This window comes from Candidatus Thiodictyon syntrophicum (assembly GCF_002813775.1).
Lineage (GTDB): Bacteria > Pseudomonadota > Gammaproteobacteria > Chromatiales > Chromatiaceae > Thiodictyon > Thiodictyon syntrophicum.
Genome location: NZ_CP020370.1, coordinates 5,631,890 through 5,657,797, shown reverse-complemented (window position 1 = coordinate 5,657,797; position 25,908 = coordinate 5,631,890). Strand labels below are relative to the sequence as shown.

26 protein-coding genes and 1 tRNA gene are annotated in these 25,908 nt (G+C 65.5%); 21 read left to right on the top strand and 6 right to left on the bottom strand.

The window, feature by feature from the left end; translation table 11 throughout:
• Positions 1 to 261: 261 nt before the first annotated feature.
• The 4 genes from THSYN_RS24095 to queA form a co-directional block, all read right to left on the bottom strand.
• Positions 262 to 777 (bottom strand): hypothetical protein, encoded by a 516-nt coding sequence (locus tag THSYN_RS24095; RefSeq protein ID WP_100921384.1) that lies wholly within the window; start codon positions 775 to 777, stop codon positions 262 to 264.
• 228 nt (positions 778 to 1,005) lie between these two features.
• The gene (lnt, locus tag THSYN_RS24090; protein ID WP_100921383.1) at positions 1,006 to 2,541 is read right to left on the bottom strand and encodes an apolipoprotein N-acyltransferase; all 1,536 of its coding nucleotides are present in this window, start codon (positions 2,539 to 2,541) and stop codon (positions 1,006 to 1,008) included.
• Positions 2,542 to 2,615: 74 nt separating this feature from the next.
• Positions 2,616 to 3,395, bottom strand: a complete 780-nt coding sequence (gene gloB / locus THSYN_RS24085) for a hydroxyacylglutathione hydrolase (RefSeq protein WP_100921382.1) — start codon at positions 3,393 to 3,395, stop codon at positions 2,616 to 2,618.
• A gap of 11 nt (positions 3,396 to 3,406) precedes the next feature.
• Positions 3,407 to 4,435 (bottom strand): tRNA preQ1(34) S-adenosylmethionine ribosyltransferase-isomerase QueA, encoded by a 1,029-nt coding sequence (queA, locus tag THSYN_RS24080; protein ID WP_100921381.1) that lies wholly within the window; start codon positions 4,433 to 4,435, stop codon positions 3,407 to 3,409.
• A gap of 273 nt (positions 4,436 to 4,708) precedes the next feature.
• On the opposite strand from queA, the gene lepA reads away from it, so the two are divergent.
• From lepA to THSYN_RS24040, 8 genes are all read left to right on the top strand, one after another.
• Positions 4,709 to 6,511 (top strand): translation elongation factor 4, encoded by a 1,803-nt coding sequence (gene lepA, locus THSYN_RS24075; RefSeq protein ID WP_100921380.1) that lies wholly within the window; start codon positions 4,709 to 4,711, stop codon positions 6,509 to 6,511.
• A 43-nt stretch (positions 6,512 to 6,554) separates the two neighbouring features.
• Complete coding sequence (gene lepB / locus THSYN_RS24070) at positions 6,555 to 7,403, top strand: signal peptidase I (RefSeq protein WP_100921379.1); 849 nt, start codon at positions 6,555 to 6,557, stop codon at positions 7,401 to 7,403.
• Positions 7,404 to 7,465: 62 nt separating this feature from the next.
• On the top strand, positions 7,466 to 7,810 hold the full coding sequence (locus tag THSYN_RS24065; RefSeq protein WP_236848667.1) for a DUF4845 domain-containing protein: 345 nt from the start codon (positions 7,466 to 7,468) through the stop codon (positions 7,808 to 7,810).
• Positions 7,807 to 8,496: a ribonuclease III gene (gene rnc, locus THSYN_RS24060; protein WP_100921378.1), complete on the top strand. Its 690-nt coding sequence runs from the start codon at positions 7,807 to 7,809 to the stop codon at positions 8,494 to 8,496. Before THSYN_RS24065 ends, rnc begins: the two co-directional genes overlap by 4 nt.
• Entirely contained in the window at positions 8,489 to 9,391 is a 903-nt protein-coding gene (gene era, locus THSYN_RS24055) for a GTPase Era (RefSeq protein WP_100921377.1), read from the top strand. The genes rnc and era overlap by 8 nt, the downstream gene beginning before the upstream one ends.
• Positions 9,392 to 9,646: 255 nt before the next feature.
• Positions 9,647 to 10,411, top strand: coding sequence for a DNA repair protein RecO (gene recO / locus THSYN_RS24050; RefSeq protein ID WP_100921376.1), 765 nt, complete (start codon positions 9,647 to 9,649; stop codon positions 10,409 to 10,411).
• Between the two features lie 227 nt (positions 10,412 to 10,638).
• Complete coding sequence (gene pdxJ / locus THSYN_RS24045; protein ID WP_100921375.1) at positions 10,639 to 11,394, top strand: pyridoxine 5'-phosphate synthase; 756 nt, start codon at positions 10,639 to 10,641, stop codon at positions 11,392 to 11,394.
• Positions 11,395 to 11,567: 173 nt separating this feature from the next.
• Positions 11,568 to 12,782, top strand: a complete 1,215-nt coding sequence (locus tag THSYN_RS24040) for a glucose-1-phosphate adenylyltransferase family protein (protein WP_100921374.1) — start codon at positions 11,568 to 11,570, stop codon at positions 12,780 to 12,782.
• Between the two features lie 153 nt (positions 12,783 to 12,935).
• Here THSYN_RS24040 and THSYN_RS24035 read toward each other — a convergent pair whose 3' ends face one another.
• Together THSYN_RS24035 and THSYN_RS24030 are read right to left on the bottom strand one after the other, a co-directional pair.
• Positions 12,936 to 14,105 carry an ATP-binding protein gene (locus THSYN_RS24035; RefSeq protein WP_100921373.1) on the bottom strand — a complete coding sequence of 390 codons (1,170 nt, stop codon included), beginning with the start codon at positions 14,103 to 14,105 and terminating at the stop codon, positions 12,936 to 12,938.
• A gap of 278 nt (positions 14,106 to 14,383) precedes the next feature.
• The gene (locus THSYN_RS24030) at positions 14,384 to 14,755 is read right to left on the bottom strand and encodes a hypothetical protein (RefSeq protein WP_157817898.1); all 372 of its coding nucleotides are present in this window, start codon (positions 14,753 to 14,755) and stop codon (positions 14,384 to 14,386) included.
• Between the two features lie 296 nt (positions 14,756 to 15,051).
• Between THSYN_RS24030 and THSYN_RS24025 the strand changes: the two genes are divergently transcribed.
• The 13 genes from THSYN_RS24025 (at position 15,052) to THSYN_RS34290 (ending at position 25,902) form a co-directional block, all read left to right on the top strand.
• Positions 15,052 to 15,128 (top strand) — tRNA-Val (locus THSYN_RS24025).
• A gap of 157 nt (positions 15,129 to 15,285) precedes the next feature.
• Positions 15,286 to 17,208 carry a threonine--tRNA ligase gene (gene thrS, locus THSYN_RS24020; RefSeq protein ID WP_100921371.1) on the top strand — a complete coding sequence of 641 codons (1,923 nt, stop codon included), beginning with the start codon at positions 15,286 to 15,288 and terminating at the stop codon, positions 17,206 to 17,208.
• Positions 17,209 to 17,375: 167 nt separating this feature from the next.
• The gene (gene infC, locus THSYN_RS24015) at positions 17,376 to 17,909 is read left to right on the top strand and encodes a translation initiation factor IF-3 (RefSeq protein ID WP_100921370.1); all 534 of its coding nucleotides are present in this window, start codon (positions 17,376 to 17,378) and stop codon (positions 17,907 to 17,909) included.
• A gap of 33 nt (positions 17,910 to 17,942) precedes the next feature.
• Positions 17,943 to 18,137, top strand: coding sequence for a 50S ribosomal protein L35 (gene rpmI / locus THSYN_RS24010; protein WP_100921369.1), 195 nt, complete (start codon positions 17,943 to 17,945; stop codon positions 18,135 to 18,137).
• Positions 18,138 to 18,162: 25 nt separating this feature from the next.
• Positions 18,163 to 18,522 (top strand): 50S ribosomal protein L20, encoded by a 360-nt coding sequence (gene rplT / locus THSYN_RS24005; protein WP_100921368.1) that lies wholly within the window; start codon positions 18,163 to 18,165, stop codon positions 18,520 to 18,522.
• A gap of 358 nt (positions 18,523 to 18,880) precedes the next feature.
• Positions 18,881 to 19,912: a phenylalanine--tRNA ligase subunit alpha gene (gene pheS, locus THSYN_RS24000; protein ID WP_100921367.1), complete on the top strand. Its 1,032-nt coding sequence runs from the start codon at positions 18,881 to 18,883 to the stop codon at positions 19,910 to 19,912.
• A gap of 48 nt (positions 19,913 to 19,960) precedes the next feature.
• The gene (pheT, locus tag THSYN_RS23995) at positions 19,961 to 22,339 is read left to right on the top strand and encodes a phenylalanine--tRNA ligase subunit beta (RefSeq protein ID WP_100921366.1); all 2,379 of its coding nucleotides are present in this window, start codon (positions 19,961 to 19,963) and stop codon (positions 22,337 to 22,339) included.
• A gap of 4 nt (positions 22,340 to 22,343) precedes the next feature.
• A complete protein-coding gene (gene ihfA / locus THSYN_RS23990; protein WP_100921365.1) occupies positions 22,344 to 22,646 on the top strand; it encodes an integration host factor subunit alpha in 303 nt (100 codons plus the stop codon).
• On the top strand, positions 22,624 to 23,001 hold the full coding sequence (locus tag THSYN_RS23985; protein ID WP_100921364.1) for a MerR family transcriptional regulator: 378 nt from the start codon (positions 22,624 to 22,626) through the stop codon (positions 22,999 to 23,001). The genes ihfA and THSYN_RS23985 overlap by 23 nt, the downstream gene beginning before the upstream one ends.
• 120 nt (positions 23,002 to 23,121) lie before the next feature.
• A complete protein-coding gene (locus THSYN_RS23980; RefSeq protein WP_157817897.1) occupies positions 23,122 to 23,352 on the top strand; it encodes a DUF1902 domain-containing protein in 231 nt (76 codons plus the stop codon).
• Positions 23,352 to 23,549, top strand: coding sequence for a type II toxin-antitoxin system HicA family toxin (locus THSYN_RS23975; RefSeq protein ID WP_100921362.1), 198 nt, complete (start codon positions 23,352 to 23,354; stop codon positions 23,547 to 23,549). Before THSYN_RS23980 ends, THSYN_RS23975 begins: the two co-directional genes overlap by 1 nt.
• A 460-nt stretch (positions 23,550 to 24,009) precedes the next feature.
• Positions 24,010 to 25,392 carry an IS4 family transposase gene (locus tag THSYN_RS23970; protein WP_100921361.1) on the top strand — a complete coding sequence of 461 codons (1,383 nt, stop codon included), beginning with the start codon at positions 24,010 to 24,012 and terminating at the stop codon, positions 25,390 to 25,392.
• A 126-nt stretch (positions 25,393 to 25,518) separates the two neighbouring features.
• Complete coding sequence (locus THSYN_RS34290) at positions 25,519 to 25,902, top strand: hypothetical protein (protein ID WP_157817896.1); 384 nt, start codon at positions 25,519 to 25,521, stop codon at positions 25,900 to 25,902.
• Positions 25,903 to 25,908 lie beyond the last annotated feature (6 nt).

The window sequence follows — 25,908 nt, the reverse complement described above, 5'->3', positions numbered from 1 at the left end:
CGGGCTTGGCCGCCGGCCGTGCCGCTTGTTGTCCCGTAGGATGGGTAGAGCGCAGCGAAACCCATCGTTTGGGTGCAGCGATGGCGCGCTGCCGATAGCGCCATTTTCGTTGTCGTTGTCGTTGTCGTAATCGTACTCGGAGAAGCGATGCACTCTGGCGTGCGAGAGAATCCGGGCTCCTACGATAATCTCGACAACGACAACGACAACGACAACGACAACGATTGTGTCTGACGTGTTCTTGTCTCGCTGCTAACCGAATCATCCCCCGCCGAAGAGAACGCTGATCAGGGTTACCGCCAGGACCTCGTAGCCGACCGCGACCGCGATCCCCTGCCCCAGACTGATCCCGAAGGTGTGGCGCACGATGTGGCCGGTCACCAGCAGGTTCCAGGCCACCACCAGGAGCAACAGGAAGGCGCCCAGGGCGGCGGCATCGGACTCGGTGCTGCCGGTCGGGTTCAGGGCCAGGGGTCCCAGGGCGGCCAGTGCGATCAAGGCGCCGCTGCCCAACAGGGCGGTGCCGGCCTGGGTGAAGCGACCCAGGTGCCCGGTGAAGCGCAGCACCCCGTAGAGCAGTCCGAGTTGCAGGGACAACTCGACGATCCCCTGGACCAGGCTGGACAGGATGGGCTGACCGGAGATGAGTCCCACCAGCAACCCGGCGAACAGGTCGGCGGTCAGGACCGCCCGGAACAGGGTCGTGGAGGCGGGCAGGTCCTGCGGTGCCCGGCGCAGCAGGCAGAGGTCGACAAAAAAGCGGATCAGTGCCTGCACTGGGAAGTCCTGCGGCGAATCGGGCTTGTCATGATATACCGCCGCGCCCCTGCTGTGCTCAAGGCGCGCGTTGCCGGGTGCGCTTTCGTTGTCGTTGTCGTTGTCGTTGTCGTAATCGTGGTCGGACTATTCGATTACGACAACGACAACGACAACGACGCCCGGTCCGTGAGAACGTCCGGTCGCTGTAGCTCTAGGGTACGCGATGCGTACCCTACGATATCTGCGTTAATGTATCGGTTCTGATCGCACCCCGCGCCGCCGCATCAAGAGCGCCGCCGCGACCAGGCCTAGGGCGAGCCCGATTGCCGGCCAGTTGCCCCACCGCACGAAGGGGGTGGACCCGGTGCGGGGCTGGACCGGGGCGCTGAAGGTCCCGCGGACGAAGGCCGGGACCTGGCCGAGGACCCGGCCGCGCCAGTCGACGATGGCGGAGATGCCGGTATTGGTGGCGCGCACCAGGTCGCGCCCGGTCTCCAGGGCGCGCATCCGCGCCATCTCCAGGTGTTGGTGGGGCGCGAGCGAATCCCCGAACCAGGCGTCGTTGCTGACGCTGATCAGGAACTGCGCCTCCGGCAGGGCTTGGGCGACCTCCGCCGGGAAGATGTCCTCGTAACAGATGGCTGCGCCGGCGGTGCGGGCGCCGACCCGCAGTAGCGGGCGCGGTGCCGTACCAGCGCTGAAATCCGACATCGGGATCTCAAACATCTTCACCAGGGGGCCGAGCCACGCCTTGAAGGGCAGGAATTCACCGAAGGGCACCAGGTGACGCTTGGTGTAGAGGTCCTCCTGACTGCCGATGCTCAGGAGTCCGTTGTAGTAATTGCCGTTGTCCAGGTCCAGGACCGGGATGCCGAGGACGATCTCCGCCCCCTGGGCCCGCGCCTCCGCGGCCAGGGGCTCGATCAGCGGTTCCCGGACCTGGTGCAGGAAGTCCGGGATGGCCGTCTCCGGCCACAGGATCAGGTCCGAGTCCAGGTGTTCCCGGGTCAGGTCCACGTACACCTTGACGATGCCGACACGGGCCTCGGGGTCCCACTTGATCGCTTGGGGGATGTTGGCCTGGATCACGGTGGCCGTGAAGGGCGCGTCGGACGGCTGGGTCCAGGGCACCCGTTGCAGGGCCAGGCCGTCTAGCCAGAGGATGGCGAGCGCCGCGGCGGCGGCCAGGCGGCCCCGCCCGGGCCAGCGGATCAGGCCCCACAGGAGCCCGCCGGAGATGGCGGTCAGCAGGCTCAGCCCGTAGACCCCGAGGATCGGGGCATAACCCGCCAGGGGGCCATCGATCTGGGTGTAACCCAGGTTGAGCCAGGGGAAGCCGGTGAAGAGCCAGCCGCGCAGCCATTCACAGAGCACATAGAGCCCCGGCAGCAGCAGCACGGGACCGGTCCAGGACGGGGCCGGCTGCAGGCGCCGGGCGAGCCAGCCGGCCAGCGCGTAGTAGCCCGCCATCCACGCGATGAAGACCACCATCAGCAGGTTGGCGGCCCAGGCGTCCATGTTGCCGTATTGGTTGAGGCTGATGCGGATCCAGGCGACCCCAAAGCCCAGGAGGCCCAGGCCGAAGAGCCAGCCGCGCCGCAGCCCGGCGGCGGCCGGACCGGCGGCCAGGGACTCGTTCAACAGGGCCAGTGCGACGACGGCGAGTGGAAAGAGCGAGAAGGGCGCGAAGCCCAGGACCGCGAGCGCGCCGGCCGCGAGCGCGGTCACGGCGGGCAGGAAGGGCCGCAGGCGCGGGCCAAGACGGGTGAGACTCGGATGCATTGCAAGATCGCCTTGGCGCTGGGTGAGGTCGGGCGCGGTTCTAGCAGCCGCGGGCGGTGTGGTCAATCTGGGGTCTAGTCATACTCGGCGTCCTTCCACTGCCGCAGGGCCTTGAAGACCGCCGCGTGACCCTGGAGCCCGGCCCCGGCGAAGCGCTCGGCGGCGGCGATGACCTGGGGTTCGCCGGTGCGCAGGAAGGGGTTGGTGGCGAGTTCCAATGCCAGGTCGGACGGGACTGTCGGCAGGTCGTGGGCGCGTCGCGCGGCGTCCGCGCGGGCGCGGCTGCGCAACGCCGGGTTGTCCGGCTCCACCCAGTTGGCGAAGCCCAGGTTGGCCAGGGTGTATTCGTGGGCGCAGAAGAGTCGGGTCGCCGGGTCCAGGGCGGCGATGCGCCGCAGTGACCCGGACAACTGCTCGAAGGTGCCGTCGAAGACCCGCCCGCAGCCGACGGCGAACAGGGTGTCCCCACAGAACAGGCAGCCGTCCCCCAGGAAGGCGATATGGGTCGCCGTGTGGCCGGGCACCTCCCAGACCGTGAAGCGGCTGGCAAGCCCCGCGGGTGTGACCAACTCGCCCTCGCCGACCTGCTGGGTCAGGCCCTGGATGTGCGGGTCGCGGGGGCCGATGATGGCGAGCCCCGGGAAGGCCTGCGCCAGTTCGCCGAGCCCGCCCACATGGTCCGCATGGTGGTGGGTCACCAGCACGGCCGTGAGCCGCAGCCCCTCGGCGGCCAGCGTCTCCAGCACCGGGTCCGCGTCCCCGGGGTCCACCACCACGGCGTTGCGGCCCGGCGGTTCGGTCAGGAGCCAGATGTAGTTATCGTCGAAGGCGGGGATGGGGCGGGTCTCGATCATCGTGGTGGCCCTCATTGATCGCGGCGGGTCAGGAACATGGCGTCGCCGTAACTGAAGAAGCGATAGCGGCCGGCGATCGCGTGGCGGTAGGCGGCGCGGATGGGCTCCATGCCGGCAAAGGCGCAGACCAGCATCAGCAGCGTCGACTCCGGCAGGTGGAAGTTGGTGATCATGGCGTCCACCACCTGGAAGCGGTAGCCGGGGCGGATGAAGATCCGGCTGTCGCCCTGGAAGGGCTCAAGTTCCCCATGCGCGGCGGCGCTCTCCAGGCTGCGCACGCTGGTGGTGCCGACCGCGACGACGCGCCCGCCGGCCGCCCGGGTGGCCGCGACCTGGGCGCAGACCCGCGGGTCCACATCCAGCCACTCCGCGTGCATCCGGTGCTGGTCCAGGTCCTCCACCCGCACCGGCTGGAAGGTGCCGGCCCCCACATGCAGCGTGACCTCGGCGCGCGCTATCCCCAGGGCGGCCAGCCGCTCCAGCAGCGGCTGGTCGAAATGCAGGCCCGCGGTGGGGGCGGCGACGGCCCCGGTCCGGCTCCCGTAGACGGTCTGGTAGCGCTCCGCGTCCGCGTCCTCGTCCGGCCGCTCGATGTAGGGGGGCAGGGGGACATGCCCCTGGGTCTGCATGAGGAGTGGGAAGGGCTGGTCCAGGGCGCGCAGCAGGAACAGGTCGGCGTCCCGCCCCAGGACCTCCAGGCGCCCTCCGCCCCCGAGCAGGATCAGGCTGCCGGGCCTGGGCGACTTGGAGGCCCGCACCTGAGCCTGCGCCTGTGCTGGCCCCAGCAGGCGCTCGATCAGGACTTCGACCGCACCCCCCGAGTCCTTGTGCCCGAACAGCCGCGCACGCATTACCCGCGTGTTGTTGAAGACCAGCAGGTCGCCGGGGCGCAGCTGCTCCGGCAGATCGGTGAACAGCAGATCGCGCGGGGTGGTGCCGTCCCCGTCCAGGGCCAGGAGCCGCGAGGCCGAGCGCTGCGCCAGCGGGCGCTGGGCGATCAGCCCGGGGGGCAGGTCGAAATGGAAGTCGGAGCGCTTCACGCGAATCACTAAAGTCCGGCGCGGTGTCGTTCCCGATCATGATACCGGTTCCCGTGCCCCGAGACTGTGCGCGAATGCCGACACCGTCGCGCCGCGTGGAAACCCCGGCCGCGCCCGGTGTGGCCCCGCCCCCGCCCGGTTTCTGCTATCATGGCCGACTTCTTGCGGCTCCCGTGTGCGGCCTGCAGCGGCGCACGCAACCGGCGCGCCATTGCGTGCCGCCGCCCTTGCATCCCCGCGCCCCTCCACCGAGACCCGCGACGGTCCCCAACGATGACCGATCTCAGCCACATCCGTAATTTCTCGATCATTGCCCACATCGACCACGGCAAGTCGACGATTGCGGATCGTTTCATCCAACTGTCCGGGGCCTTGACCGAGCGCGAGATGTCGAGTCAGGTGCTCGACTCTATGGATCTGGAGCGCGAGCGCGGGATCACCATCAAGGCCCAGAGCATCGCCCTGGACTTCAAGTCCCGGGATGGACGCACCTATCTGCTGAATTTCATCGACACCCCGGGCCATGTGGACTTCTCCTATGAGGTCTCTCGCTCGCTCGCCGCCTGTGAGGGTGCGCTGCTGGTGGTGGACGCGGCCCAGGGTGTGGAGGCACAGAGCGTGGCCAACTGCTATACGGCCATCGAGCAGGGGCTGGAGGTGCTGCCGGTCCTGAACAAGATCGACCTGCCCAACGCCGAGCCGGAGCGGGTGATCAAGGAGATCGAGGAGATCATCGGTATCGAGGCCGAGGACGCCCTGCGGGTGAGCGCCAAGACCGGCGAGGGCATTCCCGACCTGCTGGAGGCCCTGGTGCTGCGCATCCCGCCCCCCAAGGGCGACCGCGAAGCGCCCCTGCAGGCCCTGATCATCGACTCCTGGTTCGATCCCTATGTGGGCGTGGTGTCGCTGGTGCGGGTCATGAACGGGGAGATGCGCCGCCGCGACAAGATCGTCATGCTGGCCACCGGGCGCACCCAGTTGGTGGACTCGGTGGGGGTCTTCACGCCGAAGAAGGTCGAACGCCCGAGCCTGGGCCCCGGTGAGGTCGGCTATCTGATCGCCTCGATCAAGGAGATCGATGGCGCCCCAGTCGGCGATACCATCACCAGGCCAGAGCGGCCCGGAGAGAAGCTCGAGGGCTTCAAGGAGATGCGCCCGCGGGTCTTCTCCGGCCTCTATCCGGTGGACTCGGACGCCTACGAGGACCTGCGCGAGGCTCTGAGCAAACTGCGGCTCAACGACGCCTCCCTGTTCTACGAGCCGGAGGTGTCCCAGGCCCTGGGGTTCGGCTTCCGCTGCGGCTTTCTGGGGATGCTCCACATGGAGATCGTCCAGGAACGCCTCGAGCGCGAATATGATCTCGACCTCATCACCACGGCCCCGACCGTGGTCTATGAGGTGCTGCGCCAGGACGGTGAGGTCTTTCGTATCGACAACCCGGCCAATCTGCCGGAGCCTAACAAGATCAGCGAGGTCCGTGAGCCGATCATCGAGGCCCACATCCTCACCCCCCCCGACTACCTGGGTAACGTGATCAACCTGTGCATCGAGAAGCGCGGGGTGCAGAAGCAGATCCAGTACCTGGGCGGCCAGGTCCAGGTGACCTATGAACTGCCGCTCGCCGAGGTCGTGCTCGATTTCTTCGACCGCCTCAAGTCGGCCAGCCGCGGCTATGCCTCCTTCGAGTACGAGCATAAGCGCTTTCAGGCCTCCGACCTGGTGAAGCTCGATGTCCTGATCAACGGCGACAAGGTCGACTCGCTCTCGACCATCGTGCACCGTGCGGTGTCGCAGTCCCGCGGCCAGGATATCACCGTACGGATGAAGGAGTTGATCCCGCGGCAGATGTTCGAGGTGGCCATCCAGGCCGCCATCGGCAGCAAGATCATCGCCCGCACGACCGTCAAGGCCCTGCGCAAGAACGTGTTGGCCAAGTGCTACGGGGGCGATGTCTCGCGCAAGCGCAAGCTCCTGGACAAACAGAAGAAGGGCAAGAAGCGCATGAAACAGGTCGGCCGGGTCGAGATCCCTCAGGAGGCCTTCCTTGCCGTGCTCCAGGTGGGCAAGGATAATTGACGGACGCACCGGGGCACCTTGAGTTTTCTACACTGAGATATCCATGAATTTTGATTTTCCAGCCTTTTTGGTGCTGGCCTGCGCCGTCACCGGCGGCATCTGGCTGGTGGATGCCCTGGTTTTCGCGCCGCGGCGTCGCGCCTTGGCGCCGACGGATGGGTCTGTGGTCGCGGTGCCGGGTCCGGCCGGGGGGCGCGAGCCCATCCTGGTTGAGTATGCCCGCTCGTTTTTCCCGGTGATCCTCGTCGTCCTGTTGTTGCGCTCCTTTGTGGTCGAGCCCTTTCGCATCCCCTCCAACTCGATGATGCCGACCCTGCTGACCGGGGATTTTATCCTGGTCAACAAGTTTGCCTATGGGCTGCGCCTGCCGGTCCTCAATTTCAAGTTTCTGCCTGTCGGGGAACCCCGGCACGGTGACGTGGTGGTCTTCAAGTACCCGCAGGACGGCAAGACCGACTACATCAAACGGATCATCGGGGTCCCGGGTGACGAGGTCTTCTATCGCGACAAGACCATCTACCTCAACGGCAAGCCCCAGGGTCAAGTGGCGCTTGGACGCTACACCGGGGTGGCGTCCGGGGCGGGTATGACCGGCGCCCGGGAGGCGGTGGAGACGCTCGCCGGCGTGGAGCACCACACCCTGGTCCGCCAGGGTCTGCCGGACCTGCCGCCCGGGTGTCGCGTGCTTGCCGCTGGGCCGGTGCAGGTACCGCCTGGGTTTTACTTCGTCATGGGCGACAATCGTGACAACAGCAATGACAGCCGCTGCTGGGGGTTCGTTCCCGAGGAAAACCTGGTCGGCAAGGCCTTTGCCATCTGGATGCACTGGGACGGCGAACGCGACGGCTTTCCGCCCATTGCCTGGGGCCGGCTCGGCAACCTGATTCGCTAATCTGATTTCAGTGAGGGGTGATCGATATGACTAAGATGCCGGCCCGACAGCAGGGAATGGGGATGAGCGGCATACTGTTCGTCCTCGTGGTGGTCATCTTCGTCGTGACCGTGCTGTTCAAGCTCGGTCCCTCCTATATGAGCTACATGACCATGAAATCCATCATGAATGGGGTCGCGGAGTCGCCGGAGCCTATCCTGGGAGGTAAACAGGCGATCATGCGGGTCCTGGAGAATCGCATGATGGTCAATGACGTCCGCGCCGTTGGTGTCAATGCCTTCTCCTTCAAGAAGGCCGGTGAGGATGCCTTCGATGTGACGCTGAAATACGAGCAGCGCGAGCATCTCTTTTTCAACGTCGATGCGGTGCTGACCTTCAACCACACGGTTGTGGTCAAGGGGCGGTGAGTACGGACAGCCGCCGTTTGGCCCGCGCCCTGGGTCACCCCTTCGCCCGTGCGGACCTGCTCCAGCAGGCCCTCACCCACCGCAGTGCCGGTGCCGTCAACAATGAGCGGCTGGAATTTCTCGGCGATGCCCTGATCGGCTTCACCATTGCCGAGGCCCTGGTAGGCCGCTTCCCGCACGCCGACGAGGGGACCCTGAGCCGGATGCGTGCCGCTTTGGTCAAACGCGAGTCCCTGGCGCAACTCGCCCGTGGGCTGGAGCTGGGCGACTACCTGCGCCTGGGCGCGGGCGAGCTGCGCACCGGCGGCCATACCCGCGACTCCATCCTGGCGGATGCCCTGGAGGCGGTCCTGGGGGCCATCTATCTGGACGGGGAATTCAATCGGGCGCGCACCGTGGTTCTGAACCTCTTTCGTGCCTCGCTGGCGCAACTCAACGACGCGCACGCGAGCAAGGACCCCAAGACCCGACTACAGGAACTCCTGCAGGCGCGCCGCCGCCCCATCCCCGAGTATGAGGTGTTGACGGTCGGCGGCACCCAGCACGCCCAGAGCTTCACCGTCAGTTGCGTTCTGCCGGATGACGGGCGTCTGAGTCGGGGTGAGGGCAGCAGTCGACGGCGCGCTGAACAGGCCGCTGCCGAGGCCATGCTCATTCAATTTGAAGGACAGGTCGCCCATGGCTGATCCGGCATTGACGCGCTGCGGCTACGTTACGCTCATCGGGCGGCCCAACGTGGGCAAGTCCACGCTGCTCAATCGTATCCTGGGCCAGAAGCTGGCCATTACCTCCCACAAGGCGCAGACCACCCGCCACGCGATCCTGGGTATCAAGACCAGACCCGAGGGTCAGATCCTGTTCGTCGATACGCCGGGTATCCATCGCCGCGGCGAGGGTGCGCTCAATCGCTATCTCAACCGGGCCGCCCGCACGGCCATCGGCGATACGGACCTGGTACTGCTGGTGGTCGAGGCCCTGCGTTGGACCGACGAGGACGCACTGGCCCTGGAGGCCCTGACCACTGCCGCGCTGCCCGCCATTGCGGTGATCAACAAGGTCGATGGGATACCCGACAAGTCGGTCCTGTTGCCGTACCTGGAGACGCTGGCAGCGCGCTACGGGTTCCGGTCACTGGTGCCGGTCTCCGCCGCTCGCGGCGACGGGATCGAGGCCCTGGAGCGATCGGTGATCGCCGCCCTGCCCGAGGGTGAGTTCAAGTACCCGCAGGACCAGATCACGGACCGCTCGGAGCGCTTCTTTGCCGCCGAACTGCTGCGTGAGCAACTGGTCCAGCGCTACGGTGAGGAGTTGCCCTATCGCACCACGGTGGAGATCGAGCGCTTTGAAGCGGTGGACGGGCGTTACCGGATCAATGCCCTGATCTGGGTCGAGCGCCCGGGGCAGAAGGCGATCCTGATCGGCCGCGGCGGCGAGGCCATGAAGGCGACCGCCACCCAGGCGCGCCTGGAGATGCAGAAGCTCTTCGGCTGCTCGGTGCACCTGGAGGTCTGGGTCAAGGTCAAGAAGAGCTGGTCCAGCGACGAGGCGGCCCTTGCGCGGCTGGGTTATCGCGACGGGTAAAGCCTGCGTGCGGGCCGGCAGTAACGAGTCGAGAACAAGTTAAACGCAGACACCATCGTTGTCGTTGTCGTTGTCGTTGTCGTTGTCGTAATCGTAATCGGAGAAGCGATGCAATTCGGGGCACTACGATAATGTCGACAACGACAACGACAACGACAACGACAACGACAACGACAACGACAACGACAACGACAGCGGCGCAAAGAGCGTCCTCTATTGGTATGAAGCCGTGCCTCGCCCTACTGGTGTTCCAACGTGGCTGCGCGTCGTGACGCTGGTCTGTTGCGCGCGCTGGTCCTGCATCGGCGTGACTATGGCAACACCAGCCTGTTGCTGGATCTGTTCGCCGCTGGTGTCGGTCGGTTCCCGGCCATCGCGAAGGGGGCTCGCCGCGGCCGCAGCCCCGCAAGCGCCTTGCTGCAACCCTTTGCACCTATCTGGATCGGCGTGGTGGGGCGCGGCGAGGTGCTGACCCTGACGGGCTGCGAGGCGGCCGGGCGCCCCTTCGCCCTGGGCGGGCGGGCCCTGCCGTGCGGCTTTTATCTGAACGAGGTGCTGCTGCGTGTGCTCGGCCGCCATGACCCCCAGGACGCGATTTTTGCCTTCTATCACGCCGCCCTGGGCCAATTGGCCGCCGGGGAGGACCTGGACTCGGTGCTGCGTCGCTTCGAGCTGCGCCTGCTGGAGGCCCTGGGCTATGCGCCCGGCCTCGACCTGGTGGCGGACGGCGGCGTGGCGGTGGAGCCCGACCGTCACTATCTGGTCGAGCCTGGGCGCGGCACCCGGGCGGCCGCGGCCGACGCGCCGGGTGAACGGGTCTGCGGCGCGACCCTACTCGCGCTCGCCCGCGGCGAGACGCTCGGGGTCGCGCAGGCCCGTGAGGCGCGCGCCCTGTTGCGGCGCCTGCTCGAACCCCATCTTGGCCCCAAGCCGCTGAAGAGCCGTGAACTCTTCCGGCGCTGGCAGGGGCGGGCAAGGGCAGAATCTTGTCCGCAAACGAACGCAAATGAACGCAAATAGGTTCCCGATGATGAGGCTGTCGTTATTGGCGCGGGCCTTGCTCCAGCCAGACGGCGGCTGCCAAGGGGATCGGAACTGACCCCTGCATCCGTAGAGAAGGCCAACTGAACGCAAGGGGAACGACCCGCGGACCTGTAGGTCCGGGATCACTGATCTTATTTGCGTTCATTTGCGTTCATTTGCGGACCAATCTCGTCTCTATTTTCGCGCGCATGAGGGAGGCACTGATGAACACCATAGCACCGCCCGAGGTCCTGCTCGGGGTCAATATCGACCACGTCTGCACCATCCGGCAGGCGCGGGGGACCCGCTATCCGGAGCCGATCCAGGCGGCCCTGGTGGCGGAGCAGGCGGGGGCCGACCTCATCACCCTGCACCTGCGCGAGGATCGCCGACACATCCAGGACCGGGACGTGGAACTGCTGCGCAACATCCTGGTGACCCGCATGAACCTGGAAATGGCCGCCACCGCGGAGATGGGCCGCATTGCCGCCCGATTGCGCCCGCCGGACTGCTGCCTGGTGCCGGAGCGGCGCGCCGAGTTGACGACCGAGGGCGGTTTGGACGTGGTCGGTCAGCGGGCCGCGCTGACCGACTTCTGCGCCATGCTGGCGGAGGCCCGGGTGCGGGTATCGCTCTTCATCGATCCGGACCCGGCGCAACTGGAGGCGGCCCACGCGGTGGGGGCGCCGGTCGTGGAGATCCACACCGGGCGCTACGCCGATGCCCAGGCGCCGCAGGAGCGGACCCTGGAGTTCGAGCGCATCCGTTGCGCGGTGGAACTGGGGCTTGAGCTCGGACTCCAGGTCAATGCGGGTCACGGTCTGGATTACCACAACGTCAAGGCCGTGGCCGCCATCCCCGGGGTCCGCGAGCTCAACATCGGTCACGCCATCGTGGCGCGTGCCCTGTTCTGCGGCCTGGATCAGGCCGTGCGGGACATGAAGCGGGTCATCGACGCCGCGGTGGCGCGCGCGACCTGAGCCATGCCTTCACCCATCGCGGGATAAGAAAGTTACTCTCACGCAGACACGGAGCCACAAAGAAAGAACGTTTTCTCCGTGGTTCCGTGTCTTTGTGAGAGGATTCAAGGAATATGGGTAACGACAGCGGCCGCAGCCGGTGCGTCAATCCTCAAGAAGAGTAAGAGTCCGCCATGTCTTTTGACACCCTGACCCTGGTCCTTGCCGCCAACCGCGGCACCGGACTCGAACCGCTGACCATCGATCGGCCCAAGGCCGCCGTGCCCTTCGGCGGCAAGTACCGGGTCATCGATTTCACGCTGGCCAACTGCCTGCACTCGGGTCTGCGCCAGGTCCTGGTGCTCACCCAATACAAGAGCCACTCGCTGCACAAGCACCTGCGCGATGGCTGGTCCATCTTCAATCCGGAACTGCGCGAATTCATCACCGCGGTGCCGCCCCAGCAGCGCGAGGGCCTCAACTGGTACGGCGGCCCCTTCGACGCCATCCGTCAGAACCGCTATCTGGTGGAGCGCAGCCCCGCCAGCCAGGTCCTGGTGCTGGTGGGCGAGGCCATCTACCGCATGGACTATGCGGAGCTGGTCCGGGCCCACCGGGAGTCCGGCGCCCAGGTGACGCTCGCGGTGCGCGGTATCCGGGAGCCCGGGTCAGGCGTGCAACCGCTGGTGCGCCTCGACGGCGAGGGGCAGGTCCTGGGGCTGTCGCCGGCCCCCGCGGGCGCGTCCGGGGACCCGGGGTCGGGGGATGAGACCCTCTCCACCATGGGCGTCTACTGCTTCGAGAAGTCCTGGCTGCTCGCCGCCCTGGATCCCGCCCGGGAGGGGCCGGACCTGGACCTGGGGTTGGACCTGATCGCCCCGCTGCTGGGCGATCTGAAGGCCTGCGGCTACCGCTTCGGCGGTGAGCGCGGCCGGGTGACACCGGACCGCTACTGGTGCGATCTGGCCGGTATCGACGACTACTACCAGGCCAACATGGGCCTGCTGCGCGCCGCCCCCCCGCTCGACCTCTACCAGACCGACTGGAACATCCGCACCTACCAGGGCCAATTCCCGCCGGCGCGTACCGTCCCCGGCGTCACCAGCGGCACCGAGGGAATCTTCGTCAACTCCATGCTCTCCGCCGGCACGGTCATCAGCGGCGGCGGCGTCAACCAGTCCATCCTGTTCCCCCGGGTGCGGGTCTGCGACGGCGCCATCGTCGACTCTTCCATTCTCTTCGACGGGGTCCAGGTCGGGCCGGGCGCCAACCTGCGCAACTGCATCATCGAGAAGGACGTCCAGGTCCCGCCCAAGGTGCGCATCGGCTTCGAGCGCACGCAGGATAGCGAGCGTTTTACGGTCTCGCCCGGGGGGATCGCGGTGGTGCCCAAGGGTTATCGGTTCTAGCGTCGTGGGCCCCCGGAGTCCAAGGCTTCAGCCTTGGCGGGGCCCGTAGGGTCCGCTGTGCGGACCGACGACCGCGCAGCCAACGCGATGGCCGCAGTCATAATCAATGCCCCCGGCCGCGCCCAGCCGGGGCCGCCGGCCCAGGGTACGTCCTCAGGTCCGGCCCGCCGCCTCCCCGATCGACCGCCAGGGAAAGACCTCGATCCCCGCGCGGCTGTACTCGTCGTCACCGCCATAGACCAGCCAGCCCGGCAAGGCGTCCGCGCCGACCAATGAGCGCCACTTTTCGATCCCCCGGAGCCAGTCGCTCACCAGGGTGGCGCCCGACTTGATCTCGACCGGCTGCAAACGGGTGCCCGACTCGAAGAGCAGATCGACCTCGTTGCCCGTATTGTCGCGCCAGAACCAGAGTCCGGCCGGTTGGCCCGCGTTGAAGCGCTGTTTGACGAATTCGCCGACCACCAGGGTCTCGAACAGCGCACCGCGCTGCGGGTGGATATTGAGCGCCGCACTGTCCCTGATCCCGAGCAGCGCCGCGGCCAGCCCGGTGTCGAGGAAATAGAGCTTCGGCGTCTTCACCAGGCGCTTGCCGAAGTTGCGGAAATAGGGCGGCAGCAACAGCACCAGATAGCTCGCCTCCAGGACCGTCAGCCATTCCCGGGCGGTAGTGTGCGATATGCCGCAGTCGTTCGCCAACGCCGAAAGATTCAGCAATTGCCCGGTGCGCGCCGCACACAGCCGCACAAAACGCTGGAACAGCGTGAGATCCCGTACCGCGAGTAATTGACGGACATCGCGCTCCAGATAGGTCGCGATATAGCTCGGAAACCAGTCGCCGGGCGCGAGCGGGCGGTCATAGAGGGGTGGATAGGCCCCGCGCCACAAGAGGGTGTCCAGGTCCCCGGGCAGGAGGCTGGCCCCGGCCAGTTCCGGCAGTGAGAACGGCAGGAGTTCGATCCGCCCGACCCGCCCGGCCAGGGATTGGGTGATGCGCGACATGAGCCCGAACTGCTGCGAGCCTGTCAGCACGAAATCGCCCATCCGCTGCCTGGCATCGACCAACCCCTGCAGGTAGGACATCAGGTCGGGGGCGTGCTGCGCCTCGTCGATCACGGCCCCGTCCGGAAAGCGGGCGAGGAATCCCCGTGGGTCCACCAGCGCCAGTTCGCGCTGGTCCGGCTCCTCCAGCGACACATAGGCCCGCCCGGGGTTCAGGGACTTGGCCAGGGTCGTCTTGCCCGATTGGCGCGGACCGGTGATCGCGAGGATCGGGAAGCCGCGCGCGAGGCGCAGCGCGGTGTCGGTGGCGTGACGAGGAATCATGGTGGGGATTTTACAAATTGCAGGTCTTAGCTGCAATCTGTAAAAGAAGGCGAGGCGCAAGAAGACCCAGGCGTTGTCGAACCCAGATCCCGCAATGACTCACGCCAAGGCGCGAAGCTCGCCAAGAAATCCCCAAGCTGCCACCTCTCAGCCCGCCCTTCGGAGTCCAAGGCTTCAGCCTTGGATGGGGGGACCAAGGCTGAAGCCTTGGACTCTAGGCGGTCCGGGGCTGAGGAAGTGCGAAAACATTCAGGACGGTCTACAAACCCCGTCCCGCGTTAGCGGGTCAGGAGACGGCTTGGGCAAGAAACGCTGATCAACAAGTAGACCACGGGTTCGGCATGGGCCGCCGCGGCATTGTAGGCATGGATATCCGCGACCTCGGCCTGTGCCAGCAGGGCAAACCGGCGGTGGGTCAGTTCCTCCAATTCAGTCAAGTGCTTGAGACAGTCACGGGCGGTCAGAAGGTGTTGTCCCCAACGCTGATGCGAGGCGGCCAACAGCCGTTTGATCTGGGCGAAGTTCGGGCTCGGGGCGGACTCGAACAGGTACAGCCGGGCATAATCTGGAGCGTGTTGCGTCAGCAATTGCAGTGCAACGCCCTCACACACCTGGGCCGCCAAAGGTAACGACGCGTCGTCATGCACCATCAACCAGGGGCGGCTGGTATCGTAGGGACCAATGCCGTGTACGGTAATTGGTCCAGGGTGCCAATCTGGACCGCTGGCGGTGTCGGGGTTTCAGTCGGCTTGAAGGACATGCGCGGTTCGCTGCCACGCCGTGCGCGGGCGTCGAGAGCAGACCTTGGGGGTGGGGTCTCGACGAACGCCCTCCCGGGGTCCGTACGGGTTGACGCCCGGCTGCAGCTGCCGACGTTGCGGGCGCACCGGAAAATTGGGTTTGCCAAGCCCCCCAACCATCGGTAGAATTGTGGGCTGTTGACGACAGGCGCGTAGCTCAGCTGGTTAGAGCACCACCTTGACATGGTGGGGGTCGTTGGTTCGAGTCCAATCGCGCCTACCAATATCTCTGCCGCCGGCTACCGGCCCAGCCCCCGCCGCTCTTGAGCGTGCCGGGGGCTTGCGGCCGGTAGTCGGCGGTGTTCGTTTCGGTCCTCGTCGGGGGCCGCCGTCATGTGATCTTTGGTAGCGATCACCACTGAATCTTAAGGATTTTCCCCATGCCCCAGATCAGTCTCCCCGACGGTTCAGTCCGTCCCTTCGATGCCCCGGTGTCCGTGCTTCAGGTGGCCGCCGCCATCGGTCCCGGCCTCGCCAAGGCGGCGCTGGCCGGGCGGGTGGACGGGCGTCTGGTCGATACCTCCTATGTGATCGAGAACGACGCGACCCTTGCCATCGTCACCGCCAAGGACGAGGCCGACGCGCTGGAACTGCTGCGCCACGACGCCGCCCATGTGATGGCCCAGGCGGTGCAGGAACTGTTCCCCGGCACCCAGGTGACCATCGGTCCGGCGATCGAGAACGGCTTCTACTACGACTTCGCCCGCGCCGAGCCCTTCGTCCCGGAGGACCTGGAGAAGATCGAGGCGCGGATGCATGAGATCGTCAAGCGCGATCTGCCGATCACCCGCGAGGTGATGGACCGCGACGAGGCCAAGCGGGTCTTCGCGGCCCTGGGCGAGACCTACAAGGTCGAGATCATTGAGGACATCATCCCGGTGGGGGAGGAGGTCTCGATCTACCGCCAGGGCGACTGGTTCGATGTCTGCCGCGGTCCACACCTGCCGAGCACCGGGAAGCTTGGCGAGGGCTTCAAGCTCACCAAGGTGGCCGGCGCCTACTGGCGCGGCGACTCCAAGAACGCCCAACTCCAGCGCATCTACGGCACCGCCTGGCGCGACAAGAAGGAACTGCGCGCCTACCTCACCCGCCTGGAGGAGGCCGAGAAGCGCGACCACCGCAAGCTCGGCCGGCAACTCGACCTCTTCCACTTCCAGGACGAGGCCCCGGGGATGGCCTTCTGGCACCATAAGGGCCGGATCATCTATCGCCTGGCCGAGCAGTACATGCGCGAGAAGCTCGCGGAGTACGGCTACGAGGAGGTGGAGACGCCGCAGGTCTTGGACCGCTCGCTCTGGGAGCGCTCCGGCCACTGGGACAAGTTCGCCGGCGGCATGTTCACCACCCAGTTGGACGAACACGACTACGCGATCAAGCCCATGAACTGCCCGGGGCATATCCAACTCTACAACCAGGGCCTGAAGAGCTACCGGGACCTGCCGTTGCGCATGGCCGAGTTCGGGGTGGTGCACCGCTACGAGCCTTCCGGTACTCTGCACGGGCTGATGCGCGCACGCCGTTTTACGCAGGACGACGCCCACATCTTCTGTACCGAGGACCAGCTCCAGGCGGAGGTGGCGACCCTGATCGACATGGTCTTCGAGACCTATCGGGACTTCGGTTTCGAGCAGGTGGCGCTGGCCCTGTCGCTGCGCCCCGACCAGCGGGTCGGCAGCGACGACCTGTGGGACAAGGGCGAAGCGGCGCTCGATAAGGCTTTGCGCGATAAGGGCCTGGAGTTCAAAGTCCAGCCGGGCGAGGGCGCCTTCTACGGCCCCAAGATCGAATTTACCCTGCACGACAGCATCGGGCGGGCCTGGCAGTGCGGTACCATCCAGGTCGACTTCTCCATGCCTGGGCGGCTCGGGGCGCACTATATCGCCGAGGACAACGCCAAGGCGACCCCGGTGATGATCCACCGCGCCGTCCTGGGGTCGGTGGAGCGTTTCATCGGCATCCTGATCGAGCACTATGCCGGGCTGCTGCCGCTGTGGCTGTCCCCGGTGCAGGCGGTGGTGCTCAATATCACCGACGCCCAGGCACCCTATGTGACCGAGGTGACTAACGCCTTGCGCAAAAAGGGCTTCCGTGTGGATGCGGACTTGAGAAACGAGAAGATCGGCTTTAAGATTCGCGCCCACACGCTGCAACGGGTACCCTATCTACTGATCCTGGGTGATCGCGAGGTGGAGGCCCGGACCCTGACGGTGCGTGACCGTAAGGGTCAGGACCTGGGCTCCTTCGCGCTCGACGCCTTTGCGCAGCGCTTGGGCGACGAGGTCGCGCGGCGGGTGCACGACTAAGCCCCCCACGGGCTTGCGCGGCGGCGCGGGCTAGGGCGGCGGTTTTTTGCGGCGGTGACAGGCAGTCGCCGCCCGGCGGGCCAGACCTCCATCGGGGGTCATACGTCTGCAACGCGGGCCGGGGTTGATCCCGGCCGCCGGACAAGGACGGCCTTTTTTCTATCCTTGTGGAGGAACCTGCAATCGCTGCACCAAAGAGAAACCGCGTCAATCGCGAAATCAACATCCCGGAAGTAAGGTTGATCGGCGCGGATGGCAACCAGGTTGGGGTCGTGCGGGTCCGCGAGGCCCTGGAGATGGCGGAAGAGGCGGGGATGGATCTCGTGGAGATAGTCCCGACCGCCGAACCCCCGGTATGCCGTCTCATGGACTACGGCAAGTTCCGCTTCGACCAGAAAAAGAAGCAGAACGAGGCCAAGAAGAAGCAGAAGCAGGTCCAGATCAAGGAGATCAAGTTTCGCCCAGGGACGGATGAAGGGGACTATCAGGTCAAACTGCGCAACCTGATCCGTTTCCTGGAAGAAGGGGATAAGGCGAAGGTCACCATGCGTTTTCGCGGGCGTGAACATGCGCACCGTGAGCTTGGGCTGGAATTGCTCAAGCGGGTGGAGACCGACCTCGCCCCGCACAGCATCGTGGAACAACAACCCCAGATGGAAGGACGCCAGATGGTGATGGTGCTGGGCCCCAAAAAACACTAAATAATAAACGTTTGCAAATCGCGAAGTGAGAATATGCCCAAGATCAAGACCAATCGCGGGGCGGCGAAGCGCTTTAAGCGCACGTCCTCCGGTGTCAAGTGCTACTCCTCCTTTCGGCGGCACATCCTGACCAAGAAGACAACCAAGCGGAAGCGTCAACTGCGTTCCGCCAAGTTGATTCATGCGTCGGATCTCAAGTCCGCGCGGCGGATGATCCCCTACTGCTGATCGCACCTGATACCGGAGAACAACGATGCCACGCGTTAAACGGGGCGTAACCGCTCACGCCCGTCACAAGAAGATCATGAAGCAGGCGAAGGGCTACTACGGTGCCCGCAGCCGAGTCTTTCGTGTCGCCAAGCAGGCGGTCATCAAGGCCGGTCAATACGCCTACCGTGACCGCCGCCAGAAGAAGCGCCAGTTCCGCGCCCTGTGGATCGCCCGTATCAATGCGGCGGCCCGCGAGAATGGACTCTCCTACAGCCGGCTGATCAATGGTCTGAAGCTGGCCGGGGTCGAGGTGGATCGCAAGATGCTTGCGGACATCGCCTACCACGACTCGGTCGCCTTCGGCGCCATCGCCGAGCAGGCCAAGGGCGCCCTGGCGGCCTGAGACCTGGGGGCTTGAGCGGGACGGAAGGTCCCGCTCAAGCCTGGTAAAGGAAGGGAAAGGCCCTGGTCTTTCCCCTTTTTTTGCCCTTCCGGTCGGCCGTGCAGAGGCGGCGACACCTGTCATTGCCGTGCGTTCGAGCCGGCTGAAATAAATGGACAGGATTAACAGGATTTCTCAGGATTTACAGGATTGGGTTCAAGATGCAGGATTCTTATCCTGTTAATCCTGAGAAATCCTGTTAATCCTGTCTAATTTCTCTCCGAATTGCGGTGGCGTTCGGGTTCGATTTGAGTGCCGGTCCCTGCGCTCTGCGGCCCCATGTCGTTGCGGTTCTCTATGATTGCTGCAAGGTCTGAAAATGCCTGAACGGTCCGGACTCGGAATAGACCCACTGCGTGAGGCGGCGCTCGCGGCCATTGCCGCGGTGCCGGACCTGGCCGCGCTGGATCAGGTACGCGTCCGCTATCTGGGCAAGAGCGGCGACCTGACGCTGCTGCTGAAGCAACTCGGCGGTCTGCCCAAGGAGGAGCGCCCCGCCGCGGGTCAGTTGATCAATGTGGCGAAGGACGCGGTCGCGCAGGCCATCGAGGCGCGCAAGTCGGTCCTGGAAGAGGCGGCCCTGGCGGCGCGTCTGGCGGCCGGGCGGGTGGATGTCACCCTGCCCGGACGGGGCGGGCGTGCGGGCGGCCTGCACCCGGTCACCCGGACCCTGCGGCGGATCGAGCGCCTCTTTGCCGACGCCGGCTTCGCGGTCGCCGAGGGACCGGAGGTGGAGACCGCCTACCACAACTTCGAGGCGCTCAACATCCCCGAGCACCACCCGGCCCGGGCGATGCACGACACCTTCTATTTCGACGCGGACCTGCTGCTGCGCACCCATACCTCGCCGGTGCAGATCCGGGTGATGACCGAGCAGGCCCCGCCGCTCAAGATCATCGCCCCCGGGCGGGTCTACCGCTGCGACTCGGACCTGACGCACACCCCGATGTTTCATCAGGTGGAAGGGCTCCTGGTCGATGAGCAGGTGAGCTTTGCGGATCTCAAGGGTGTCCTTTACGACTTCCTGACCAATTTCTTCGAGCGGGACCTGAAACTGCGCTTTCGTCCGTCCTATTTTCCGTTTACCGAGCCGTCGGCGGAGGTCGACATCGCGTGCGTCATGTGCGGCGGGGCCGGGTGTCGGGTGTGCAAACAGACCGGCTGGCTCGAGGTCCTGGGGTGCGGCATGGTGTACCCGGAGGTCTTCCGGCATGTCGGGATCGACCCGGACCGCTATCTCGGTTACGCCTTCGGGATGGGGGTGGAGCGTCTGGCGATGCTGCGTTACGGCATCGACGACATCCGCCTCTATTTCGAGAACGACCTGCGGTTCTTGCGGCAATTCGCGTGAATTTGAGAAGCGAGCTTTTGGGAAGCGAGACCTTGGGGAGCGAAAAATATGCGTTTCAGTGAGTCCTGGCTGCGGGAATGGGTCAATCCCTGCATCGACACCCAGACCCTTGCGGACCAACTCAGCATGGCCGGCCTCGAGGTGGACGCGATAGCACCCGCCGCCGCGGCCTTCAGCGGTGTGGTGGTGGGCCTGGTGCTGGAGGTCGCGCCCCACCCGGACGCCGGCAAGCTCCATGTGTGCACGGTGGACCTGGGCCAGGCGGCGCCGCTGACCATCGTCTGCGGTGCGGCCAATGTCGCCGCGGGGATGCGGGTGCCGGTGGCGACCATCGGCGCCGTCATGCCCGGTGACTTCAAGATCAAGCGCGCGAAACTGCGCGGAGTCGAATCCTTCGGCATGATCTGTTCCGCCAGCGAACTGGGTCTGGCCGAAACCTCCAGCGGCATCCTGCCCCTGCCCGCCGAGGCGCCGGTGGGTGCCGATTTCCGCGCCTGGCTGGGGCTCGATGACGCCTGCATCGAGGTCGACCTGACGCCCGATCGGGGCGACTGTCTGTCCATCGCCGGCCTGGCCTGGGAGGTGGCGGCGATCAACGATTGCCCCCTGACCCCGGTGGTCGTGGAGCCGGTCGCGCCCGCGAGCGATGACCGCTTCCAGGTCACGCTGGAGGCGCCCGAACACTGCCCGCGCTATGCCTGCCGGATCATCCGCGGCATCGACCCGGCGGCTGTGACCCCGCTGTGGATGCGCGAGCGCCTACGCCGGGGCGGCATCCGTGCCATCAGCCCGGTGGTCGATGTGACCAACTATGTGCTGCTGGAGCTGGGTCAGCCCATGCACGGCTTCGACCTGGCGCACCTGGAAGGCGAGATCCGGGTGCGCCTGGCCGAGCCGCGCGAGCGCCTCCACCTGCTGAACGGCGAGACCATCGACCTGCGTCCGGATACCCTGGTGATCGCCGACGCCGTGCGCCCCGTGGCCCTGGCCGGGATCATGGGCGGCGCGGGCAGTGCTGTGGAGTCCGAGACCCGCGACATCCTGCTGGAGAGCGCCTTCTTTGCCCCCGCCGGGATCAGCGGCAAGGCGCGCAGCTATGGCCTGCACACCGATTCATCTCACCGCTTCGAGCGCGGCGTCGACCCGGGGCTCCAGGTCCGCGCGCTGGAGCGCGCCACCCGGCTCTTGGTCGCCATCGTCGGCGGCGAACCCGGTCCGGTGGTCGACATGACCGCGGCCGAGCACCTGCCGCGGCGTGCGCCCCTGACCCTGCGCGCCGCCCGTTGCGCCCAGGTCCTGGGGCTCGAACTGCCGCCGGAAACCATCGCCGGGATCCTGAAACGGCTTGGGATGGACCTGGTGCCGGTCGCCGGGGGCTGGCAGGTCACGCCGCCCAGCGGGCGCTTCGACCTGGTCCACGAGGTCGACCTGATCGCCGATGTCGGGCGCATCCACGGCTATGACCGCATCCCGGTCAGCCATGCGTCGTCCGCGGCGGCCACCAGGGCCAGACCGGAGGCCGCCTTCGACCTGGATCGGGCGCGCCTCGCCCTAGTCGACCGGGGATTTCAGGAGGTCATCACCTACAGCTTCGTAAGCCCAGAGCTGCAGGCCCGGGTGGAGCCCGAGGTCAAGGGGCTGGCCCTGGCCAATCCGATCAGCGCCGAGCTCTCGGTGATGCGCCCCTCACTGTGGCCCGGCCTGCTCCACACCGCCCGCTACAACCAGGCGCGCCAGCAGGAGCGGGTGCGGATCTTCGAGACCGGGCTGCGCTTTCGCCCCGGCCCCGATGGACTGTCCCAGGAGGCGGCGATCGGCGGCCTGGTCATCGGTCCCCTGGACCCGGAGCAATGGGGCGCGCCGACACGGCCGGTCGACTTCTTCGCGCTGAAGGCGGACGTGGAGGCCCTGCTCGCCCTGACCGGCGACCTGCCCGGTTTCAGCTTCGTCGCGGACCAGCACCCGGCCCTGCACCCCGGCCAGAGTGCCCGTATCGACTATGCCGGTCGGCCCGTCGGGCGCCTGGGGATGCTCCACCCGGCCCTGGCCGCGGACCTGGATCTGACCGGCGACGCCTTTCTCTTCGAGCTGGAACAGGCGGCCCTGACCACCGGCGTGCTGCCCCGCTTCGCCCCGATCTCGAGGTACCCGGCGATCCGCCGGGATCTCGCGATCGTGGTGGACGAGGGCGTCGCCTACGCCGACATTGCCGGCTGCATCCGGGCCGGCGCGGGCGATCTGCTGCGCGAACTGGTGCTGTTTGACGTCTATGCCGGGGAAAATATCGGAGCGGGGCGAAAAAGTCTCGCTTTGGGATTGATTTTACAAGTATCTTCTCAGACACTTACCGACGAGGTGGTGGATGAGGCGGTGGGGCGGGTGTTGACCCGTCTCGAGTCCGATTTTGGGGCACGACTGCGGGACTGATGGTATGGCGTTGACTAAGGCTGATATGGCAGAACACCTGTTCGAAGAGCTTGGGCTCAACAAGCGTGAGGCCAAGGACATCGTCGAAAGCTTCTTCGAGGAGATCCGCAAGGCACTGGAGCGCGGCGAGCAGGTCAAGCTCTCCGGCTTCGGGAACTTCGATCTGCGCGAGAAGAAAGAGCGCCCCGGGCGCAATCCCAAGACCGGCGAGGAGATCCCCATAACCGCCCGCCGCGTGGTGACCTTCCGTCCGGGCCAAAAGCTCAAAGCGCGGGTGGAAGCCTATGCTGGACACGAGCAGCAATAGCGCGGAGGAGGCCGGGACCGGCGAACTGCCGGCGATCCCCGGCAAGCGCTATTTCACGATCGGCGAGGTCAGCGAGCTGTGCGGCGTCAAGCCGCACGTGCTGCGCTATTGGGAGCAGGAATTTCCCCAGTTGAAGCCGGTCAAGCGGCGCGGCAACCGGCGCTACTATCAGCGGCACGACGTCCTCATGGTGCGCCAGATCCGCTCCCTGCTCTACGACCAGGGCTTCACCATCGGCGGCGCCCGCCAGCAATTGAGCGGCGAGGGTGCCAAGCACGACCTCACCCAGACGCACCAGGTTTTGCGGCAGATGCGCCAGGAGTTGGAGGAGATTCTGCACGTCTTGCGGCGGTAGGCGTGGGGTTTCACGGCATGGCGCCGAGTGTCACACGGCTCGTCTGCCAGAGAGCCAGGAAAGTTGAGCAACCTCGCAGCCTGACTTTTTCCTCAACCCGGCCCTCTAATGGTGCACGATATGTCTTACGAAATTCGGCTCGAGTGGGATTCCGAGGCGAATGTTTGGTATATCGAGGACAGCAATGTTCCCGGGTTGGTCGGCGAAGCATCTTCTCTTGAAGCCATGCTGGCGCTCCTGCGGACTCGGGTTCCGGAAATGCTCGAGGAGAACGGATGTCCGCGGGATGACGATATCCCGTTGCGGCTGCTGACAACGGGGCATCTGGCGCAACTACGCGTGGCCGCTTGATGGGGGAGAGCTATACAGCGGAACTCGTCCGGCAGCTCAAGGCCGCCGGTTGTTTACTGGTTAAACGGGGCAAGGGCGACCATGACATTTGGGAAAGTCCGATCAGCGGTCGCCGCTTTCCGGTAGATTCCAAAATCTTATCTCGACATACGGCGAATGGCGTTCTCAAGCAGGCCGGGCTTCCGCGTGCATTTTGAGCATCTTTCCGAGGTCGCTATGGCGTTGCGAGGGGGGGAAGGGTGCCGGGCTCAATTTTGAGGTTAAACGATTCTTGATCGCGGGAAGGTAAAGGATTGTGAGGACCCCCGACGGCAGAAATTGACCCTGGCCCAAATGGCGCTAAGTTGAGGGCGAGACTTTACAAGAACAGTAACTTACGCGGCCTGCTGGCTGGCCGAGACGCTCCAGAACTAAGGCGGAACCCGGAGGAATCTGGCGGACTGTCGCTTATTCTCCAGAAGCTTGGGGCTGGGTTGGAGTGCAAGTCGCTGATATCATTAAGGGCGGTCTTAACCGGGCGCCATTCGATCCTGGCCCGAATAGCACTGACTTAAGGCGCAACTCTCCGAAAAAGAGAGAAAAAACAGGGGCCGACCGCCGCGCGTGGTAGGCTGTAGGCTGCGATCGAACAACCCGCCACCCGAGGGGCCAGCCACGATGCATTGCGGACCACAGACCAGCGCCGTTCAACGGCATGTCCAGAACTGCACGCAGCAGCCCGAGGCCGACGTCTTCTTCAACCTGCTGACCGGCCCGCGGTTGCTGGAGCGCGCCGCCGCATTGGCCCCACCCCATCGCAACCGCTTGTTTCCGCCTGTGAAGGTGCTGTCGATGTTCTGCACCCAGGCGCTGTCGGCGGACGGCTCGTGCCAAGAAGCCGTCGATGCCGAGGCGCTCAACCGGATGGCCCATGGTCTGCCGCGTTGCAAGAGCGACACCGGCGGCTATTGTAAGGCGCGCCAGCGCTTGCCGACGGAGATGCCCAGGACGCTGGCCCGTGAGACCGGCGCGCTGGTATCGGACGCGATCCCGCAGCACTGGCAGTGGCAGAACCGCCGGGTGTGGTTGGTCGATGGCACGATCGTGTCGATGCCCGACACCCGCGCGAACCAGATCCGTTGGCCGCAGCCCGCCACCCAGGCGCCGGGGTTGGGGTTTCCGCACTGCCGCCTGGTCGGGCTCATCGGCTTGGGCAGCGGCGCCCTGTGCGATGCCCTGATCGCCCCCTGCGAGGGCAAAGGCAGCGACGAGCAGACGTTGCTGCGCCAACTCCTCCCGCGCCTGAAAGCGGGCGATATCTTGGTCGGCGACGCGTTCTTTCCGACCTATTTCCTGCTGTGCGCGCTGGTTGCAGCCGGTATCGACGGCGTCTTCGAGCAGTACGGCGCGCGTCGGCGTAGCACGAATTTCTCTGTCGGTCAGAGGCGTGGCCCACGCGACCATCTCATCGTACTGCCTAAGCCGAAGCGTCCCGAGTGGCTGAGTCCAGCCGACTACGCCCGCGTGCCGGCCACTCTGACGGTGCGCGAACTGGCGGCCGGCGGCAAGATCCTGGTCGCGACCCTGTTGTGCCCCAGCCGCTATCCGAAGTCGGCGATCAACGCCCTCTACCGGCGGCGCTGGAGTGTCGAACTCGACCTGAGGAACATCAAAACCACCCTCGGGATGGACCAACTCTCCTGCAAAACCCCGGCGATGGTGGAGAAGGAGATCTGGATCTACCTGCTCGCCTACAATCTGATCCGTCTCCTGATGGCACAGTCGGCACTGCTGGCCGACCAGATCCCGCGCCAACTCAGCTTCAAGCACACCGTGCAACTGTGGACCCTGTGGCAACCGTACCGCGACGCCCTCGCCACGGCGTCCGATCTGATGGCCTTGCTGGCCATGATGGCGGAGCAGCGGGTCGGTCTGCGTCCCGGCCGCATCGAGCCACGGGCACTGAAACGACGACCGCGCAACTTCCCGCTGCTGATGGAGCCCCGGGCACTGGCCCGGCAGGACGTTCGACTCCACGGGCACCCCAAGAAAGCGAAGTGAAAGGGCACAGAACTGCATCGGGTCGTCAGGCATAACAGTAAGATTTAAATGGAGAATTAGCTTAAGTCAGTGCTATTCGATCCTGGCCCCTTTTCCGCTAGGTTAGGCTTCGTCTCAGGCGGCAGTATGCAACGTTACACCCACGACGAAATATGGTTTGAAATTCCGCGTGAGATCGAGTCACGCCTTGCGCGGCTGCTACCAGCGCAGATCAAGTACGTATGCAACGATGCTGAAGCTACAGCCGTCCCACTCAGAAAGCTTACTTCACCCAAACGAGATTCCGGCGTCAAATGGTTTGACGTTGAACGGATGTCCTGTATTCTGGATGGTTTGGAATCAGGTTCGGCGCTACCACCAATCGAATTGCACAGGCATCCCAATACTAAGCGGCTGCTTGTTCGCGACGGCTTCCACCGATATTACTTGTCGACCGCGGCGGGTCTTTCTGACATACCTTGCAGAGAGTATCCGTACTTTGATATCCGTGAGACTCAACTACCCAACTGAACCAAC